The sequence below is a fragment of the Flavobacterium akiainvivens genome (assembly GCF_001278115.1).
Taxonomy (GTDB): Bacteria; Bacteroidota; Bacteroidia; order Flavobacteriales; family Flavobacteriaceae; genus Flavobacterium; species Flavobacterium akiainvivens.
This window is the reverse complement of record NZ_LIYD01000005.1, coordinates 654,643-675,043: the sequence shown is the minus strand read 5'-3', so window position 1 is coordinate 675,043 and position 20,401 is coordinate 654,643. Positions and strand designations below refer to the sequence as shown.

At 42.4% G+C, this 20,401-nt stretch carries 16 protein-coding genes; 8 read left to right on the top strand and 8 right to left on the bottom strand.

What is annotated here, in order from left to right; all coding sequences use genetic code 11:
- Positions 1-37: 37 nt before the first annotated feature.
- From AM279_RS03025 to AM279_RS03005, 5 genes are all read right to left on the bottom strand, one after another.
- Positions 38-2,197: a xanthine dehydrogenase family protein molybdopterin-binding subunit gene (locus tag AM279_RS03025; RefSeq protein ID WP_054406186.1), complete on the bottom strand. Its 2,160-nt coding sequence runs from the start codon at positions 2,195-2,197 to the stop codon at positions 38-40.
- Positions 2,198-2,216: 19 nt separating this feature from the next.
- On the bottom strand, positions 2,217-2,840 hold the full coding sequence (locus tag AM279_RS03020; protein ID WP_054406185.1) for a hypothetical protein: 624 nt from the start codon (positions 2,838-2,840) through the stop codon (positions 2,217-2,219).
- Between the two features lie 6 nt (positions 2,841-2,846).
- Positions 2,847-3,314 carry a (2Fe-2S)-binding protein gene (locus tag AM279_RS03015; RefSeq protein WP_054406184.1) on the bottom strand — a complete coding sequence of 156 codons (468 nt, stop codon included), beginning with the start codon at positions 3,312-3,314 and terminating at the stop codon, positions 2,847-2,849.
- Positions 3,315-3,498: 184 nt separating this feature from the next.
- On the bottom strand, positions 3,499-4,551 hold the full coding sequence (locus AM279_RS03010; protein WP_054406183.1) for an NAD(P)-dependent alcohol dehydrogenase: 1,053 nt from the start codon (positions 4,549-4,551) through the stop codon (positions 3,499-3,501).
- Positions 4,552-5,053: 502 nt separating this feature from the next.
- Positions 5,054-7,297, bottom strand: coding sequence for an Ig-like domain-containing protein (locus AM279_RS03005; protein WP_160316421.1), 2,244 nt, complete (start codon positions 7,295-7,297; stop codon positions 5,054-5,056).
- A 180-nt stretch (positions 7,298-7,477) separates the two neighbouring features.
- Here AM279_RS03005 and AM279_RS03000 point away from each other — a divergent pair, with 180 nt between their 5' ends.
- Positions 7,478-9,646 carry a T9SS type B sorting domain-containing protein gene (locus AM279_RS03000; RefSeq protein WP_160316420.1) on the top strand — a complete coding sequence of 723 codons (2,169 nt, stop codon included), beginning with the start codon at positions 7,478-7,480 and terminating at the stop codon, positions 9,644-9,646.
- Between the two features lie 78 nt (positions 9,647-9,724).
- Here the strand turns inward: AM279_RS03000 and AM279_RS02995 are convergent, their stop codons facing one another.
- On the bottom strand, positions 9,725-10,210 hold the full coding sequence (locus AM279_RS02995; RefSeq protein ID WP_054406180.1) for a cytochrome b5-like heme/steroid binding domain-containing protein: 486 nt from the start codon (positions 10,208-10,210) through the stop codon (positions 9,725-9,727).
- Positions 10,211-10,299: 89 nt separating this feature from the next.
- On the bottom strand, positions 10,300-12,639 hold the full coding sequence (locus AM279_RS02990) for an ATP-dependent helicase (protein ID WP_054410083.1): 2,340 nt from the start codon (positions 12,637-12,639) through the stop codon (positions 10,300-10,302).
- A 233-nt stretch (positions 12,640-12,872) separates the two neighbouring features.
- Here AM279_RS02990 and AM279_RS02985 point away from each other — a divergent pair, with 233 nt between their 5' ends.
- Together AM279_RS02985 and AM279_RS02980 are read left to right on the top strand one after the other, a co-directional pair.
- The gene (locus AM279_RS02985) at positions 12,873-13,400 is read left to right on the top strand and encodes a DUF7935 family protein (RefSeq protein ID WP_054406179.1); all 528 of its coding nucleotides are present in this window, start codon (positions 12,873-12,875) and stop codon (positions 13,398-13,400) included.
- A gap of 90 nt (positions 13,401-13,490) precedes the next feature.
- Positions 13,491-14,498, top strand: coding sequence for a tetratricopeptide repeat protein (locus AM279_RS02980; RefSeq protein ID WP_054406178.1), 1,008 nt, complete (start codon positions 13,491-13,493; stop codon positions 14,496-14,498).
- On the opposite strand, the gene AM279_RS02975 is transcribed toward AM279_RS02980, so the two are convergent.
- Positions 14,499-14,888 (bottom strand): hypothetical protein, encoded by a 390-nt coding sequence (locus tag AM279_RS02975; RefSeq protein ID WP_054406177.1) that lies wholly within the window; start codon positions 14,886-14,888, stop codon positions 14,499-14,501.
- 104 nt (positions 14,889-14,992) lie between these two features.
- On the opposite strand from AM279_RS02975, the gene porX reads away from it, so the two are divergent.
- The 5 genes from porX (at position 14,993) to AM279_RS02945 (ending at position 20,340) form a co-directional block, all read left to right on the top strand.
- The gene (porX, locus tag AM279_RS02970) at positions 14,993-16,546 is read left to right on the top strand and encodes a T9SS response regulator signal transducer PorX (RefSeq protein ID WP_054406176.1); all 1,554 of its coding nucleotides are present in this window, start codon (positions 14,993-14,995) and stop codon (positions 16,544-16,546) included.
- A 100-nt stretch (positions 16,547-16,646) separates the two neighbouring features.
- Positions 16,647-17,054, top strand: coding sequence for a tRNA (adenosine(37)-N6)-threonylcarbamoyltransferase complex ATPase subunit type 1 TsaE (gene tsaE / locus AM279_RS02965; protein WP_054406175.1), 408 nt, complete (start codon positions 16,647-16,649; stop codon positions 17,052-17,054).
- A 50-nt stretch (positions 17,055-17,104) separates the two neighbouring features.
- On the top strand, positions 17,105-18,298 hold the full coding sequence (locus AM279_RS02960; protein WP_054406174.1) for an alanine dehydrogenase: 1,194 nt from the start codon (positions 17,105-17,107) through the stop codon (positions 18,296-18,298).
- 12 nt (positions 18,299-18,310) lie between these two features.
- A complete protein-coding gene (locus tag AM279_RS02955; protein ID WP_054406173.1) occupies positions 18,311-19,060 on the top strand; it encodes a protein kinase domain-containing protein in 750 nt (249 codons plus the stop codon).
- Positions 19,061-19,629: 569 nt separating this feature from the next.
- The gene (locus AM279_RS02945; protein WP_054406171.1) at positions 19,630-20,340 is read left to right on the top strand and encodes a PP2C family protein-serine/threonine phosphatase; all 711 of its coding nucleotides are present in this window, start codon (positions 19,630-19,632) and stop codon (positions 20,338-20,340) included.
- Positions 20,341-20,401: the final 61 nt, after the last annotated feature.

Sequence of the window (20,401 nt, the reverse complement as noted above, 5' to 3'; positions counted from 1 at the left end):
TGTAAACGCCGTATTTAATGATGACTTCAATTCAGCCTTACACCTCATCCATCTTAAAGGGCAGTTTCCTGATTCGGGTGCCGGTAAGGTCGAAAATGGCATTGGTTAGCGCCGGTGCGAATGAAGGTAATCCCGGTTCGCCCACGCCACCTGCATCTTCGGCATTTTCCATAATATGAACCTCTATAGGCGGAATATCATATATACGCGGCATTTGGTACGAATGATAATTTTTTTGATCAACCAAACCATCGGTAAATGTAATTTCGTGCATGGTAGCTGCGCCAAGCCCCATTACTATTGCACCCTCAACCTGAGCCTGCACAATATCAGGGTTTACATACCAGCCACAATCCATTACGGCCCACACCTTGTCAATTTTCACTTTGCCGCCTGCCTTGCGCGATACTTTTACAATCTGGCCTACGGTAGAAGCAAAACACTCGGTAATGGCAACGCCAAAGCCTTCGTTTTTCTTACGGTTTTTCCAGCCCGATATTTCCTCCATCTTGTCCAACAGCTTTTGGCTGCGTTCATCGGTAAGATACTGCCTGCGCAAATCCATGGGGTCTTTACCGGCTGCATGCGCCACCTCATCAAGAAAACTTTCATAAGCAAAGCCATTTGTAGAAGCATATACCGATCGCCACCACATACTGGGTATAGGCGTTTCAAAAATTACCTCGGCAAAGCTTATGTTTTTAATTGAATCATAGTAGGGTTGTAAAAAACCTTCGCTTGTACTGCGGTTAGCTTGTTGTTTATTTTTCGGGTCGCGCCAGTGGTCGTTATTTTGCCCTGACATTCGGAATTTAAGTGCATCAATATCACCATTGTTGATTGATGCCTCACAACGGTACGTAATGCCCGGGCGATAAGGCCCCTGGGTCATTTCGTCTTCGCGTGTCCATACCACCTGAACCGGTGCGTTTATTTCTTTTGAGATAACGGCAGCCTCATGCGGGTAGTCCATAAAAGCCTTACGGCCAAAGCCGCCGCCCAAAAACGTCATGTTTACAATTACATTTTCGCGCTTAAGCCCCATCTCTTCGCTCAGCGCATCCTGTATCCAGTCCGGTGCCTGTATAGGGCCCCATACCTCTACTTTATCTCCCTGGTAATGCGCCACGCAGTTAAGGGGCTCTATAGGCGAATGCGACTGGTAAGGCGTTTGGTATATTAAATCCAGCTTTTGTGCCGATTTGGCTAATGCAGCATCTGGGTCGCCCTGCTTTTTAAGGAACAAGCCTTCTTTTGTTTTTACGTTTTCGAGTTGGCGGGCATAAATATCAGCTGTATTGATGTGTTCAAAACCACTATCATCCCACTCTACCTTCAGGGCTTTTTTACCCTGAAAGGCCGCATAGGTACTGTTAGCCACTACAGCCACACCTTCGCGATAGGTTTTAAACACCAGCATTTTTATCTTGAATACCTTTTGCACACCCGGCACTTTTAGCGCGGCGCTGGCATCAAAGCTTTTTACCTTACCCCTAAGCCTTGGGTTGCGTTCTACAGCGGCAAACACCATACCCGGTACGCGCTTATCAAGCCCAAAAATTGCAGTGCCGTTAGTTTTCAGCGGTGTATCAAGGCGTTTTAGCGGCTTGCCTATAAGCCTGTATTCCGAACGTTTTTTAAGCTTAACATCTTTAGGAGGCGTTAGTTTAGACGCCGCCACTACAAGTTCACCATAATGCGCCTTTTTACCCGACTTTTTATGAATTACATGGCCGTGTTCAGCATAGCATTCAGCGGCAGCTACACCCCACTGGGCAGCAGCTGCGGCAATAAGCATTTCGCGTGCGGTGGCCGTTAGCTTCAGGAAGTTTTTGTAGTTCATCCTGATTGTTGAACTACCACCTGTAACCTGGCTGCCGTATTTTTTATCGCCCTGGCCAAAAATGATGTTTACATCGTTTAGGTCAACCTCAAGCTCTTCGGCAAGTATTTGAGATACCGAATGATATGACCCCTGTCCCATTTCTGCACGGTGGTCTACAAAAGTTACCTTGCCGGCTGTATCTATATACACCCAAGCATTAAGTTCAATGCTTTGATAGGCTGCCTGCCCCGCATTTACTATGGTAGCTTCTGCCCCTGTAGCCGAAGGAAAAACACCCAGGTAGAGCGCAGTACCGCCCAAACCCGCAATTTTAAGAAAACCCCTTCTTGATATATCTGTAGTTGATGACATAATTTCTTAGTTTTAAAGGTTAAGGTGCCGGTGCATAGGCACCTTTTTCAATCCACTCTATCCAGGATTTTTTAAACTCGGCATGGGTTAATGGCGGTTTCTTTAAACCTTCACCGGGATTCCAGCCGGTTTTAACCAATCCGTCATCGGCATGCTCAACAAGCTTTTTAAGGTCTTTGCCCCCGTTTTGTTTAGGGTCTACCAACTGTTTTGCAAGCTCATGCGCAGTTTTGCCCTCAAACACCATTTTCATATCAGCCGGAGGCAAATGCCAGTCCTTGTGCCCTGGTGGCATGTGCAACCCGGGGGTATTTTCGGGCTGGTGACAGTTGGTGCACTTCATGGCATAGAGCCCTTTACCATCTTTGCCCCTTTGTGGCATCATTTGGTGCAGGTGGCTGTCTTCGCCCTGTAAAGGAACATCACCTTTAGGGTGGCAGTTCATACAACGCGGACTCATAAGCACCGAATATACTTTTTGAAAGGCTTTTACCGATGCTATACTGTCTTTTTTCTTATCAGGAACGGCCATATAATCACTCACATTAGCACCATCTTTCTTAAAAGAAAACGCCACTAACGAAACTAACAGTAATGCCATGACAATCACCCCTGAGGTGATTTTAGTGTGTGTATTTTTCATGGCCTGTTATTTAAGTGATTTCTGCTGTAGTTCTGCCGCTGTGTGTATTGCCTTACGTATACGCGGATATGTACCGCAACGGCAAATATTACCTGCCATGGCAATGTCAATATCGGCATCTGTAGGGTTAGGGTTATCACGAAGCAATACGGCTGCCGCCATAATCTGGCCTGAATGGCAGTACCCACACTGTGGCACGTCAATTTCTGCCCAAGCCTGCTGCACAGGATGATTGTTATTATCAGATAACCCCTCAATAGTTATTACCTGCTTGCCCACTGCACGCTTTATCTTTGTTACACAAGAGCGTACGGCATCGCCGTCAAGGTGCACCATACAGGCACCGCATTGTGCCACGCCACAGCCAAATTTAGTTCCGGTTAATCCGGCTAAATCCCTTATTGCCCATAGCAACGGCATCTCAGGGTCGGCATCAAGAGTGTGTTCTTTACCGTTAATAGTTAGTTTTATCATTAGTTTAGTTTTTGTCAAAAGTAAATTTCGTAATTTTATTAATCCCTGCCTTTATCTTTATTACTGTTTTACTTACCAATATTACAGATTAACACTATTTTAAGAGTTATAGGTAAAAGACAAAAACCGGCCCTGAAACAGGAACCGGTTTTCTTCAACCAACCAATTTATAGCAAGGTGGTTATTAGCTTAGAGAGGCCATATCTATTACAAAACGATATTTAACATCACCTTTTTCAAGGCGTTCAAACGCCTGGTTCACATAGTCTATATTAATTACCTCACTCTCTGCTGTAATGTTATGCTTAAAGCAGAAATCCAGCATTTCCTGGGTTTCGGCTATACCGCCAATGTTAGAGCCTGCAAAGCTGCGGCGGCCCATAACCACATTAAATGCAACAACTTCAAGCGGCTCCGGCGGAAGCCCTACCAGCACCACAGTACCATCATGGCGCAGCAGGTTTAAGTAAGTATTAATATCATGTTTAGCCGAAACCGTATCTATTATAAAGTGCAGCTTGCGTGCATAAGCCGCCATAGCTGTGTCATCTTTAGACAGTACAGCGTGGTCTGCCCCCAGCCTTTTGGCATCTTCCACTTTTTCTGGCGATGTGGTAAACACGGTAACCTCTGCCCCCATAGCCTTGGCTATTTTAATGGCTACGTGCCCAAGGCCACCTATGCCCAATACACCCACTTTTTTACCTGGGCCGGCCTGCCAGTGCTTTAACGGAGAATATACCGTAATACCGGCACACAACAGCGGAGCCGCGGCAGCAAGGTTTTCAAACGCAGGCATTTTTAAAACATAGCGCTCGTTGCACACATAGGCTTTAGAAAAGCCCCCATAAGTATGCCCACTCGATATTTTATCGGGGCTGTTGAATGAGAAGGTAACCCCCTCATCGCAAAATTGCTCTATGCCCTCGTTGCAATATTCGCAATTGTCGCAGCTGTCTACTATACAGCCTATACCGGCAAGGTCGCCCACCTTAAAGTTCTTTACATGGGCACCTACGGCGGTTACACGGCCCAGTATTTCATGTCCGGGCACTATCGGTGCTGCAAAGGGGCCAAAATCGCCTTTTACCTGGTGCAGGTCGCTGTGGCATATTCCACAGTATAAAATTTCCATTTCTATATCGTGCGGCTGTATGGCACGGCGGTTTATTATAATTTCATGCAAAGGTGCAGCTGGTGTGGCTGTTCCATAAGCTTTTACCTGTGTTGTTTCCATTTTGTGTACTGTTTAATTCATTGCAAATTTCAACTTATAACAAGACACCAGCTGTATACACATTACGGTTTTGCCTACCATTATTACTGATAACTTGTGCTGCCTGGTATACCATTATTTAAATTGATATTAATATTTATAAAAAGACATAGGATGTATAAAATACCAATAGTACACCCAAAATGCTAAAACCAAAAATTATCTCAAAAACTGCTTAATATTTCACTTTTGGACTTTAAGATTCAATTCAAAAATCAAAAGGCTTACACCATAAAATGTAATTAAAAACAAACAATACAACATCGTAAAAAATCATAGCCTGATTTTCTTCTTACGGCTTCATAGAGCAAAAAAAAATTCACGATATATCGTGAATTTTTACATTTTTAACTTTGTTTAAAACGCCACCTCTAAAAACGGGCCATTTGATATTTGAATTCCACATGTCAAAAACGGGAAGCTGTCTCCTAAAATACAGCTCCCCATTTTCAGTGTGTTTTACTTACTGCTTTATAAGCTTTACGGTACTCATACCATTGCCTGAACCAACTGCAACAAAATATACGCCCGGTGTTAGTTCCTGCATTGACACTTCTGCCCTGTTGCCCGAAACTGCTACCATTTTTACAACCTGGCCGGTTATAGAAAGTATCCTTATGTATTCCAGCTCAGCCCTGCTCTCTACAGTTACCCTATCAATTACCGGATTTGGATACACTTTTAGTGCGGCAGTACCAAAATCAGGTAATGATAAGCAGGCATCAATTGTAACCCCAAGCCTTTCCTGGCTTTCGCAACCGTTAACGGTTTGCGAGGCATAATAAACCGCTTCGTCTTCCACTTCTGTGGTTGCAGCAAGCACATCGCCTCCCGTAGCGGCATCATACCAGGTTATGTTCTCGCCGGTAACTACCACATCGGCTAAAGTTTCAACTGTGCAGGAAGACTGTATGGCCTCGCCCTCCGGGGCTGGTGTGGCATTTACGGTAACGGTAACCGCCAACCTTGGGCTTTCACCACATATATTGGTTTGCGATACATAATAAGTAGTACCGTCTTCAAGTTCCGTTTCAGGGGCCAGCTCATTGCCTTCTGTTTCGGCATCATACCAGGTTAAATCAGTACCGGTAACCGCAAGCCCGGCCAGCGTGCCTGTAAAACAAACCTGCTGTTCCGGTTCTCCCTCCGGCGCATTTGCCGTGCTTACTGTTATTGCAAACGTATCGGTCAGCAAGCACGCAGTAGCCGTGTAGGTTTGGCTTGCTGTTGGGGCTACATAAACGCTGTGTACTTTTGATGTACCATCATAAACCACAGTACCTTCAGCATCGGTATAAAGGGCGCCTTCGCCGTCTGTAGACCATACTGCTGTAGCCTGCTCCACCGTAAGGGCAAGCTGCACAGCACCACCGGCACATACTTCGGCCTGCTCTGCGCTTATTTCTATTGCATAAGGCAGTACCTGTGTTGAGGCGTAAGCCGATTTGGTAACCGGCTCATCCAGCACGCCGGTTGTGCTCATGGGTGTTATGGCGGCCATTAAAGTAGCTGTGGTTGTTGCAGCGGCAGCGGTTATGGCACCGGTAAACTCATCGCATCCGTTGGCGTTGCCCTCAAGGTCGGTATGTAAAACCCACCCGTCTGTGCCGGAGCCTCCCACGGCAAGATAGCCGTCTTCGGTAGCCGTAAGCCCGTATAAACCATCGTCAGTAGCCCTGCCATAGGTTTTAGACCACAGCACCTCACCCTCATCATCTATTTTTAACAGCAACCCATCGCCATTGGCCGACATACTTTCCTTTATATCGCCCGCTATAATATAGCCTCCGCCCTCAGCCGGTATTACTTTATTAAAGGCTTCTACTTTGGTGCCGTCAGTATATTGCTTGCTCCACTCTACCTCATAACTGGCATTTAGCTTAAGCACATAGCCATTCATGTAAGCGGCCTGGCCAATAATTAAAAAACCGCCGTCGTCAGTATTCAGTATCTGGTTGGCCACAGGGTATACCGTGCCTATGCCATACCTGCTGTGCGATATATAGTTACCGTCGTTATCAAATATATAAAGGTATAGCCCGCCAGACTGGCCTCCTAACACGATGTAGTCGCCGTTTGCAGCTTTTTTTACATCGCTGGCAAAAATAAAGGCATAGCCAAAATCTTTCCTCCATATTACATTGCCGTCTGCATCTGTTTTTTGCAGCATATTAAAATAGTCAAAAGCCCCGCCCGACCCGCTGTTAAACCAGCCTGAGCTTACATAATTATCCCCGTCTATAAGGGTCGATGTAAGCCCTCCCCTGGCATTGGTACCTCCCGGGGCAAGGGCATCGTTTTTATACACTTTATTCCACAGCACTTCGCCGTCTGCATCCATTTTCAGCAGACCCGGGTATATGCTGGTGTTGCCTGTAAAGCCACTGCTGTATACTGAGAGGAGCACATTATCGCCGTCAAGGGTTATGGTATGGTTTGGGAAACCGCCAAAAAAGTTAAGGCCTGAGCCACCTCCGGCCGTAAGCTGGTCTGAACTTATCTGCGTTCCCTCTGCCGATATTTTCTGTACAATTGCCGAACCGGGAATCATTTTTGCCACCTGGCCTACAAGAAGTATTTCTCCGTTTGATAGTTGCCTGGCATCGGTATACGATGCATTACTGAATGTTTTTTGGTAATAATCCTGCGCATATGCAGAAAAGGCGAGTAAGGATATGCCTAAAATCAAAAAGGATTTTTTTTTCATTTTAAATTTATTTAGACTTAATAATATTTTAGCTGCGTCAAAAATAAACATTATTCTTATATAGACTAATTATAAATAATGTAAATTTGCCGCAGTTATATCATAAACATTATGGTAAAATATTATTTAGTAGTGTTTTTTACTGCCTTTATAGCAACAGGTTATGCATTTAATCCAACGATGGCAGCAAAACCGGCGGCCTATACACAGCCTGTAAACGAAATACAGATTGAAGACGCTTACCTTAACGACTGTATGTCTATAAACATAAACCAGATGATTGGGTTTATAGACATGATGCGCATAAATGCCCCCTATGCCACACTTGCATTTTACAATGGCGATACCCTTATAACCGGGGCCAATTATTTTCAGCTTATTGGCAATATGATAACCATAATGCAGGGGCTGGAATCAGGTACTATAACCGTTGTGGCATCAGAACCCGGGTATCCTGATAAAACCGTAAGCCTGTTTTTTAACCTGGGGCAATACATACCCAATTTTGTTACGCCCCCTACCCCTTTGTACACCCCGTGCCTGGAGCCAAACCAGGTATACAACCTGTCCCAACAGGAAATTAAGAGCCATTTGCAGCAATTTTTAGTAAACGGCAGTAACCTTACGCTGGAAATAAACATGATTGGCGGTTTCAGTATTTTAAACAGCGGCCCCATAAGCTTCCAGTTCAGGGTTCAGGGAGAATCCTGCTGGTCACATAACTTCAGTATGCACGTAATTACTGTCAGAAAACCTGATGTAGACGTACTGCCCGATAATAATTATACCTCCAATTGCGAAAACACCTTTACCGTTACTGAAGAAATAGTGCAGCAATCGTTTGGCGCTACTTCAATCTACTTTGGCTATGAAATTAAATACAATGGCGTCTTACAGAATTTAGGCCAGCCGGTTACCCTTGATTTTTCAGTAAACGATACAGATGAGATTGTTGTTGAGTTTTACTACCTCTCTTCGCCAGATTGCAGGGCAACGGGCATATTGAGTATACAACAGGCTGCACAAATAAACCTTGATACACAACCCGTACAGGATTATCTGGATAACCACACAGTAAGCTTTTGCGATGCCGAAGACCCAACACCCCAGGTACAAACCATTATTAATTACATTGCTTTACAATACCCCGGTGTTACCATAGCGCAATCTGTTGACGATATTGTTGCTGCCTTTACAAATAACAACGGGCAGGTTGCTATAAACCTAACTATGCAGGGGCTGTGTGGCACGGTAACCCTCCTTATTTCTTATGCAGTGTATGCCGCACCCGTAATTTTTCCCATCAATACACCAATACTTTACTCGTGCGGAACGTTTGATTTAACCCTGCCGGGTGAAGAAGCTTTTGGCAACCAGGATACAAATGTATATGCTGTTACCTACTATACAACCGAAACAGCTGCCACAGCAGGCAATACAAACAGCGAGTTTTATATTGCAGCACCCAATGCATATACCACAACGCTTAGCAGCCAGCAAATATGGATAAGGATTGAAAATACCGGCCATACAAACTGCTATGCTACAGCCGTTTTCTCTTTACAGAACGAGCAGCTGCTACAGCCACAAATTACCGTTGCAGGTACTAATGTGTTGTGTGTAGATTATAATACCGGCCAGGCGTTAAACACTGTTGATCTTGTTGCCGGCACACAAAACAACAACATTATATACAATTGGTACAAAGATGGTATTTTAATACCGGGCGCTACATGGCATACATACACTGCTAATGAGCCTGGAAGCTACACGGCAGCAGCCACTTTGCAACAGGCGCCTGATTGTATTTCTCAACCATCTGCCGCTTATGAGGTTATTACATCGGGGCCGGCAGTGCCAATAGGCAATGGGTTTACAGCCACTCCTTTTGATGAGAATGGCACTGTTGAAGTGCTTGTTAACGGTTATGGCCAGTATGCCTACAGCGTAAGCCCGCAGGGCCCCTGGCAGGACACCACCGTATTTAGCGGCCTTACAGCTGGAGTATACAATGTGTATGTAAAAGACGTTACACCGGGCAGCGGGTGCGGCCTGACTGTTATAGAAAACATCCCTGTAATTTTTTACCGCAAGTTTTTTACCCCAAATAATGATGGTGTTAACGACTTTTGGTATATAGATGATTTTGATGCGTTTGCAAATTGTACTGTCTACATATTTGACAGGTACGGTAAGCTGCTAAAAGAGTTATACCCCAAAAGCAGCAATTGGGATAAGAAAGCCTGGGATGGTAACAATATGCCTGCCGGAGACTATTGGTTCAGTATAATTTTTATATACAACGGTTCACAATTCGAATATAAATCACATTTTAGTTTAATACGCTAACTAAAAACAGGCACTAAAATTTATTTTCACGGTGTGAAATAGGGATGTTTACCGTATATAGCAAAAAATGCAGTTTAACTACCCACCATATTCAAGCAGGCAGTATTCTAAAGCTGTTTTTATTTGCTGGGCTTTGGCCTTATCAGCTATATAAAACGTACGGCTTTCTGCTATTGGTTCTGACTTATCATTATAAACCGTTCCGTTGATTACCACCCAGTAGTCTCCATTTTTATTTTGCAGGTCAATGCTTGAAACTTCAGTCCATGTAAGAAACAAAATACCATTAACAGTAGCATCAGGCACCAGTTTATCAGCCTCAGCCTTATTGTATTGCGTGGTATAGCTTTTTTCAGCGATTATACCACGATATTGAAAAATGTTTATCTCATTGATGTCAAAAACCAATTCTACCGGGTCTTTCCAGGTAGCGCCCTCTTTTACATAAGTCGACACTTTAAAATTATCTGTCAGAAATTTAAGTGCATCGGTAGCAGTGCTAAACTCCTGTGCATTAGCCGAAAAGGCAACAAACGATACTATAATTAAGAATATTTTTTTCATGTTGTGTGTTTAGTAACAGCTTCTAAGCCTTAATTTTAACGGTAGCAATAAATAAAAAGTATAAATCACTTAAACCAACCTGATAAACGTTACCCTATCACATCAAGCTTGGCAAACCTGAGCAGCAATTTCTTAATCCCCCCTACCTCAAAGTGAATCTCAGCTTTACGGTCAGGGCCTGCTCCTTCAATATTTAAAACTTTGCCCTTTCCAAAGCGCTCGTGCATAACTACATTGCCCGGCTGTAGCTTACTGTCTGGCATTGCAGCCGTACTGCTTGGCGCAGGCCCACCACCTGCCATAGGTTTAAGGCGGCGTATGGGCATATCGTGTTTAGGCTCGTTATCGGTAACCCACTTGGGTGGTGTACCTGCAACAGGCTTGGTTTGGCGTAGTTTAGATTTGTCTACATCGCCAAAGATATCGGTATTAATCATTGGCTTGTAGCGGTAGTTGGTCTCTGTAGGTGTAAGGTATTCTATAAACGACTCTGTAATCTCTTCTATAAAGCGGCTTGGCTCGCTGTCTACCAATTTACCCCAGCGGTAGCGGCTTTGCGCATAGGTAAGGTAAGCCTGGTGCTCAGCACGCGTTAGGGCTACATAAAACAGGCGGCGCTCCTCCTCAAGTTCGCTACGGGTATTCATACTCATGGCGCTGGGGAAAAGGTCTTCTTCCATACCCACAATAAACACATACGGAAATTCAAGCCCTTTTGCCAGGTGAATGGTCATAAGCGCTACACGGTCGTCATCGCCGGTATCTTTATCAAGGTCGGTTGCCAATGCCACATCTTCAAGAAATTCCGAAAGCGCACCACGCGCACCGTCTACTTCACGCTGGCCTTCAATAAAATCGCGGATACCATTCAGTAGTTCCTCAATGTTTTCTATACGGGCGATACCTTCCGGTGTGGCATCTTTTTTCAGTTCCTGAATAAGGCCGGTTTTCTTGGTAATATGGTCGGCCAGGTAAAAGGCATCCTGCGATTCGTTTATAACCTGGAATGATTTAATCATGGTTACAAAGTCCTGCAGTTTGTTCTTGGTGCCGCTGTTCAGCTTCAGGTCTATACGGTCAAGGTTTTCCATAACCTCAAACATAGAACGGCCGTAATGGTTTGCCGCCACGGTAATTTTTTCGATAGTAGTATCGCCTATACCCCTTGCCGGGAAATTGATAATACGCACCAGCGCCTCCTCGTCTTTCGGGTTTATAACCATGCGCAGGTAAGCCAGCACGTCTTTAATTTCCTTGCGCTGGTAAAACGACAACCCGCCATAAATACGGTACGGAATATCGCGCTTGCGCAGGGCATCTTCCATGGCACGGCTTTGGGCATTGGTGCGGTACAGAATGGCAAATTTGTTGTTGCCCAGCTGTTTTTGCATCTTCTCTTCAAAAATGGTACTGGCTACAAAACGGCCTTCCTCAGCATCGGTAAGGCTGCGGTGCACTTTAATACGAGGGCCGTCATCATTAGCTGTCCAAACCACCTTATCAAGCTTTACCTTGTTTTTATCAATAATAGAGTTCGCCGCCTCTACAATGTTTTTGGTTGAGCGGTAATTTTGCTCAAGGCGGTACATTTGTACATTATCATAATCCTTCTGAAAGTTAAGGATGTTGTTAATGTTTGCCCCGCGGAATGCATATATACTCTGGGCATCATCGCCCACCACACATATATTCTGGAACTTGTCAGACAAGGCCCTTACAATAAGGTACTGGCTGTGGTTGGTATCCTGGTACTCATCTACCAGTATATAACGGAAACGGTCCTGGTATTTGGCCAGCACCTCCGGGTACATATTTAAAAGCTCGTTGGTACGCAGCAGCAGGTCGTCAAAATCCATTGCGCCCGCTTTAAAGCAACGCAATACATACTGCTCATATATTTCGCCCATACGCGGCTTTTTGCTCATGGCATCGGCTTCCTGTAGCTCCGGGTTGTTATAGTATGCCTTAACGGTTATAAGGCTGTTCTTGTAAGATGATATGCGCCCCAAAACCTGCTTGGGCTTGTAAATATCCTTATCCAGCTGCATTTCTTTAATAATAGAAGAAATAAGGCGCACGCTGTCCTGGGTATCATAAATGGTAAAGTTGCTGGGGAAACCCAGCTTATCGGCCTCAAAACGCAGTATTTTGGCAAAGATTGAGTGAAAGGTACCCATCCACAGGTTTTTGGCCTCACTATTACCCACAATACTGGCAATACGGTGTTTCATTTCACGTGCGGCCTTATTGGTAAATGTAAGCGCAAGGATGTTAAATGAGTCTACCCCCTGGCTCATAAGGTAGGCAATGCGCATGGTTAACACACGGGTTTTGCCCGAACCTGCACCTGCAATAACAATCATAGGCCCGTCTTTTTGCAGGGTGGGTGCCTGCTGGGCGTCATTTAACTGGCTTATATATTTAAGGATATCCTCTTTCATAACCGCAAAAATAAGTATTTTGAGCGGGATTTTTTTATCCCTGATTATATCAATTGCTACTCCCCTATAGGTGTAAACAGTAGTTTATTAATTTCTTTATCAAACTTTGCCCCTTCTTAGCCAACCTTTGCATAATAACAAAATATTTCGCTATTTTCGCTACTTAACAATTATCTGGCGGCAAACACCGTTACTATTACGCTAACCCTTTACACTACTATATGAATAGCGACAAACTTTTTGAACTGTTCTTTTATGTGCTGCCTGCCGCCATTACCGGTGGTGTAGCCTATTATTTTTTTCAGACGTATCTTAAAAACGAAGAAGGCCGCCGCCGCTACAAAATACACGCTGAGGCCATGCGCCACTCTATGCCGCTAAGGCTACAGGCTTATGAAAGGCTGGTATTGTTTTTAGAACGCATTAGCCCCGCACAGCTGCTTATTCGCATTACACCGCAGTCAAGCAACAAGCATGATTATGAAGAATATGTAATTGCACAGATTGAACAGGAATATGAGCATAACCTCACACAACAGATTTACATATCTGCCCAGTGCTGGGATATTATAACCACGGCTAAAAACGCCACAATACAAACCATCCGCAAGACAAACATGAGCCCTAATATTGATTCGGCCAACAAGTTGCGTGAGGTTATTTTAACCGACCTTTTTGACAAGCAAAGCCCAAGTAGCATTGCTATTGCCTACCTTAAAAATGAAGTAGGTGGCCTTTGGGACAGGTAATCTTAATTTAAAAATACAGCGCCTTATAACAGGGCGCTTTTTTAATTCAACCAATATTACAGAACTAAACACATTAGTTATTCAATAACTATGAAAAAACTGCTGCTACTTGCCATACTTATTGTCCCTGTCCTTCTAAATGCCCAAAACGCACACCAGCGTATGGACTTTGCCAAAGAAAAACTGGAGCAGAAAGACACACTTTCGGCGCTTGCTTTTTATGAGCAGGCATTGCGGCTTGAACCCCGCAACCCCGAAGTATATGCCACAAGGGCATCGCTTTATAACCAAATGGGGCGCATTAAAGAGGCAAAAGCTGATTATGACAAAGCGGTTATGGTGGCCCCAAAAGAAGCTAAATATTACAACCAGAGGGCTTCTTTTTTCAATTTAAATGGGTATGACCAATACACCATAACAGATGCCGAAAAGGCATTAGAGCTTGCAGGAAATAACGCTGAAGAAAAAAATAAAGCCTATTACTTTATGGCTGAAGGCAAATGGAATTTGGGCAACCTTGAAGCAGCACTGGCAGATTATGAAAGGCTATTGGCTAATAACCCTGAATCAGGCATAGAAATAGGAAGCCTTTTAAGCTCTGCCAGAATTTTAGGCCAGCTAAAAAAGCATAAGGAAGCAATAGCCAGGCTCGAAAATCTGGTTGCTAAATATCCTGATTTTACAGCCGGATATAACAACCTTGGGTTTCAGTATACACAAAACGGGCAGTATGAAAAGGCTATTGAGGCATATAACAAAAATATTGACCTGATAGAAAAACATAATACCGACAATTATGACCTGCAAAGCGGCAACAAAGTACTAACAGGTGGCAAACAAAAAGCCCCTCCGTTAAACAACCGTGGGTTTGCAAAATATAAACTGGGCGACAATAAAGCAGCGCTAAAAGATATTAATGCATCACTGGAAATCGACCCTAAAAATGCATTTGCTTATAAAAACCGTGCACTGGTATACATTGCCGCCAAAAAGCAAAAAGAAGCCTGTGCCGACCTGCAAAAAGCGCTCGAATTAGGCTTTACAAAAACGTATGGCACCGAAGTAGAAGAACTTATAAAAGAACATTGCAAAGAGTAATTACTCTTCAATCATGGCTACCTTCCACACACCGTCTGTTACCGTCAGGAATATTTTATTTACAAAAAAAGTTCCGTCGTTATAAAATATCTCTTCAATAACGGTATACAGGTTGCCTGTTACATGATACACATCAGAATAATCCCTGTTAACTCCTGTAAAATCCGGGAATCCGTTATCTTCAATACTTTTTATCAATGCAAGTTTAAGCAGTTGTGCCACTTCTAAAACAGTATCTTCATCATTATAGTCATCATCACTCCTCTGTGCAATTATAAGCCTTGCTTCGGCAACAAAATCCTTGGCATTTAAAACCCCGTCAAGGTCCTTATTTACATATGCTTTTTCCAACGAAATTATAGCCTCTACGGGTGTAGTATAGTTATACATTAAACTTGAGTCTTTGTTTTCTTTTTTATAAAATAATTAATACAAAAATCGTTAAATAAACATAACTTGCGTATTAATTTACGAACGAAATTTCCCTCATAAACATGAATGAGATAAATATACTTTGGGTAGATGATGAAATAGACATGCTGAAGCCCCATATTCTTTTCCTTGAAAAAAAGAATTATACCGTTACCACTGCAAATAACGGCCAGGATGCGCTTGAACTATTTGATAAACAAAACTTTGACATTGTTTTCCTTGATGAAAATATGCCCGGCTTAAGCGGGCTTGAAGTGCTTGCCGAAATTAAGGAAAAGAAATCATCGGTACCTGTAATCATGATTACCAAAAGTGAGGAAGAATATATAATGGAAGAGGCTATTGGCTCTAAAATTGCCGATTACCTCATTAAGCCCGTAAACCCTAACCAGATACTGCTTTCACTAAAGAAAAACCTTGATAACTCGCGCCTGGTGTCGAGCAAAACCACGCTGGATTACCAAAAGGAATTCCGCAAGATATCTATGGATATGGGCATGGTGCGCACCTATGAAGACTGGGTTGATATGTACAAAAGGCTGGTTTTCTGGGAAATGGAGCTTGAGAATATTGAAGACCAGAGCATGGTTGAAATTCTTGAAAGCCAGAAGCTTGAGGCCAACTCACAGTTTGGCAAATTCATAGAGAAAAACTACGAAGACTGGTTTGACCCTAAGGCCGATAAGCCGGTACTGAGCCACAACCTGTTCCGAGAGCTTGTTTCGCCTGAAATTAAAAAGAAACAGCCCATACTTTTTGTAGTGATAGACAACCTGCGTTATGACCAGTGGAAAGCATTTGAACCCGTAGTAAACAACCACTACAAGCTGGAAAAGGAAACCTCTTATTTCTCAATCCTGCCTACGGCTACACAGTATGCCCGTAATGCTATTTTCAGTGGCCTTACACCTTTGGAAATGGAAAAGAAATACCCGCAATACTGGAAGAATGATGTAGATGAAGGTGGTAAAAACCTGTTTGAAGGCGAATTTCTAACCGAACAGCTAAAACGCCTGGGCATGAGCAGCCTTAAACAGGAATATTATAAAATCACCAACTTTAAAGACGGTAAAAAACTGGTAGACAACTTTAAGACCCTTAAAGATAACGACCTTACCACGGTAGTGTATAACTTTGTAGACATGCTAAGCCACGCCAAAACCGAAATGGATGTGGTTAAAGAACTGGCCAGTAATGATAAGGCTTACAGGTCACTTACGCTAAGCTGGTTCCGTAACTCACCACTGTTGGAAATCATACAGCAGGCACAACAAATGGGCTTCCGCCTGATTATTACTACAGATCACGGCACCATAAACGTTAAAAACCCAAGCAAGGTTATTGGCGACCGCAATACCAGCCTCAACCTGCGTTATAAAACAGGCCGCAGCCTTACCTATGAAGACCGGGACGTATATCACGTTAAAGACCCTAAAGCCATACAGCTGCCTGCCATAAACATGAGCAGCTCGTTTATATTTGCCAAGAACGACCTGTTCCTTGCCTATGTAAATAACTACAACCACTATGTAAGCTACTACCGCAACACCTACCAGCACGGTGGTATATCGCTTGAGGAAATGATTATACCGTTCCTTGTTTTTAATCCGAAATAGATTATTCGACGTTATGTTTGAGATTTGGAATTTGAAGTTTGGAATTTCCCTTTTGTTATTTGGGATTTGTTATTTGGAATTTAAACTACACAGTACGTAAATGGAAATCACTTTTTCCCTTGAGGAAATAGACGGCGCGGCACAAAAGCTGCTGGACGCCAATATAAAAAACATCATATTGTTTCACGGCAGCATGGGTGCGGGTAAAACTACATTCATAAAAGCACTTGCCCGCCGCCTTGGTGTTAAAGATATGACCGGTAGCCCCACGTTTTCATTGGTTAACGAATATGAAACCGAAGACGGCAAAACGCTGTACCATTTTGACCTGTACCGCCTTAATAGCGAGGAGGAAGCCTATGATATGGGTATAGACGAATATTTTTACAGCGGCAACCTGTGCCTTATAGAATGGCCCGAGAAAACCCCAAACCTTATTCCGTTAGACCACACCGCTGTCAGCCTTAAAGAGCTGCCTGACGGCAGGCGCCAACTAACTGTGAATTAACGTACACCAACCGCTATTTTTTTGTACATTGTAACGATATTACACCAGTCATGCCAATTACACCTTTTACAAAACAGCAGCTATTGCCGCAGGAAGAGACACTTGAAGTAGCGCGGCAACGCAGCGAACTGTTTATAGGGCTGCCCAAAGAAACCAGTTACCAGGAGCGCCGCATTTGCCTTACACCCGATGCCGTTAGTTCACTTGTTGCCCACGGGCACCGCGTGCTTATGGAAGCCGGTGCCGGGCTTACCGCCAGCTATACCGATAAAGAATATAGCGATGCCGGTGCCGAAATTACGCATGACCCTAAAAAGGTATTCAGCTGCCCTATCATACTAAAGGTAGAGCCGCCCACAACGGCCGAGATTGAAATGATGAATATGGGCTCGCTGCTTATATCGGCATTACAATTAAAAACGCAGCGCAAAGAGTTTTTTGATGCACTGCAAACAAAAAAAATCACGGGGCTTGCCTTCGAGTTTATAAAAGACCCTGATGGTTCCTACCCTGCCGTAAAATCACTGAGTGAGATTGCCGGTACAGCATCGGTACTTATTGCAGCCGAACTTATGATAAGCCAAAAGCTGGGCAAAGGCCTGCTGCTGGGTAACATAACGGGCGTGCCGCCTACCGAAGTGGTAATACTGGGCGCCGGTACCGCTGCCGAATTTGCTGCCAAAACAGCCATAGGCCTTGGTGCCAGCGTAAAGGTATTTGACAATTCTATCAATAAACTACGCAGGCTTCAAAACAACCTTAACCAGCGTATTTTTACCAGCACCATTCAGGAAAAGGCACTACAAAAAGCCTTAATGCGTTGTGATGTGGCCATTGGTGCCATGCGCGGCAAAGACCGTAGCCCCGTTATTGTAACCGAAACTATGGTAGAGCGCATGAAAAAAGGTGCAGTTATTATAGATGTTTCTATTGACACCGGCGGATGTTTTGAAACCAGCGAAGTTACAACCCACGAAAAACCCACGTTTGTTAAGCATAATGTTACACATTATTGTGTGCCTAATATACCTTCGCGATACAGCAAAACGGCATCATTATCAATAAGTAACATTATTAGCCCATTCTTATTGCAAATGGCAGAAGATGGAGGTATAGAACCCTCAATACGTTGTAATCCGGGACTTAAGCATGGTATTTATTTTTACCATGGCCGCTTAACAAACCGCAGTATTGCCGAATGGTTTGGAATGGATGACACTGATATTAACCTGATTGTTTTTTAAACCTTTTATTTTATGAAAGTTGTCAAAATAATAAAAAACATTGATAATGGTGGTTTTGGAAATGTAGATAAAGTTAAGTGTGAAGATGGAAATTTATATGCACGGAAAACATTCACTATGAATATTCCTCATGATGAAAGTCTAAAAGAAAATGCCTTGCAAAGATTTAGAAGAGAAGCTACATACCAAGAATCTTTCAATCATAAAAATATAGTTCCTATTTTATTCAAGGATTTAGACTGCGAGAATCCTTATTATATAATGCCTTTAGCTGAAAATGCCTTAAAAAAAATCAATCTATCGGATAAAGAGGAAATCAACTTGATGTTACTTGATGTCATGTCAGGTTTGGAGGAGATGCACAAAAAAAGTTATTACCATCGTGATTTAAAACCTGGAAACATTTTAAGGTTTAAAGATCAAAACGAAGATTTTTATTATGCTATTGGTGACTTTGGTTTACTTTCCATAGATCAAACAAATATAACAGAACTTACGCCAGTTTCTATGATTAAAGGAAGCGATTATTATACTGCTCCTGAGATTGTTGCTAGCCTATCAAGGGCCTCAATTCAATCTGATATTTTTTCTTTAGGCTGTCTGATTCATGATTATTATGGCAAATCTAATAGGATACCTTGTCAACAGATAAACGAAGATGGAGCTATAGGAAAAATCATTGCAAGTTGTACTTATAAAAAATCTAGTAGAAGGTTTAAATCAATAGAATTCGTAAGAGAAGCCCTTCTCTCAATTTTATAATCAGACATTGAAATTAAGAGTGAAGAAGGTAAAAAATTAGTTGGACTAGTAGAATCTGAAAATTATCTTGATTTCGATGATTGGGAAGCAGTAATTAATTTCCTAAGTACCGATAAAAGTTCATCTGAAGACGTTGATACACTTTTCAAAATAATTAATTATAAAAGAATTAGTGAATTAATAAAACTCGATTTAGGCTTAGCCGATTCATATGGATTGTTATTCTCGGAATGGGTTAGAGAAGGGAATTTTCTTTTTAGTTTTTGTGATGCTATAGGGAAACGATTAGATCTTTTGACTGAATATTGTTCCTTAAATACAAAGCCACAATGCATTATCGCTTTATTGTATATGGGGGCATCTCATAATAGATTTTATGTAGAGAAATTGTTTTACAAATGGGCTACCACTAACGATGAAGAATTAGCAGAAAGACTTAGCTTAGAAATGATGAGTGAAGGAAAAGAAATATGTTATAAAATATCACATATTGAATATTCTATAAATGTCAATAGAAAAGATTTTCATAAGAAAATTAATAATGCCATAGGCAAACTGTGTAAGAAAAAATGAAGTTCGATATAGCATATTATACAAACATTGGTAAGAGAGCTGATAATCAAGACAGCTATGCTTATCGCTTGCTCGGTGAAAACTTAGTTGCGTGTATTGCCGATGGTGTAGGTGGTCAATTAGGAGGAAGTATTGCATCACGATTGAGCACACAATATTTCATAAATAATATCGATAAAAACGCAGATGAAGATAAACTACACAATCTTTTGTCAGAAATAAATTCTCATATATTAAATCAAGCTGTTGATGAAAATTATGGTATGGCAACGACTTTTACTGGCGTAATAATCAAAAATAAAATAATAATTGGTGCCCACACAGGTGATACCCGTGTATGTATATTACGAGGTAATGGCATTAAACAGTTAACGAATGACCATACAGAAATCGCAAGATTACTGAAAGAGGGATTGATATCATTTGAGGATTCATTAAGTTATCCTAGACGTAATATTATTGAAAGTGCTTTAGGAATTCGTGATGAATTTCCAAGAATCGATAATTTTACATTTGATTTGGAATACGGGGATAGAATAATATTAACCACAGACGGAGTTCATGAAAATGTTTCTAAAAGAGATTTAAGAGATATATCTCTAAAAAGTAAAACATCGAATCAATTCGTAGATATTCTATCTGAGTATTTGCTAATAAAAGAACCTAGCGACAATAATACTTTTATAGTTATTACTATCCATCAATAATTTCCACTTATCAACTACATCAGTTGAAAAATTTTAACACCAATACTCTACTAAATTAGTA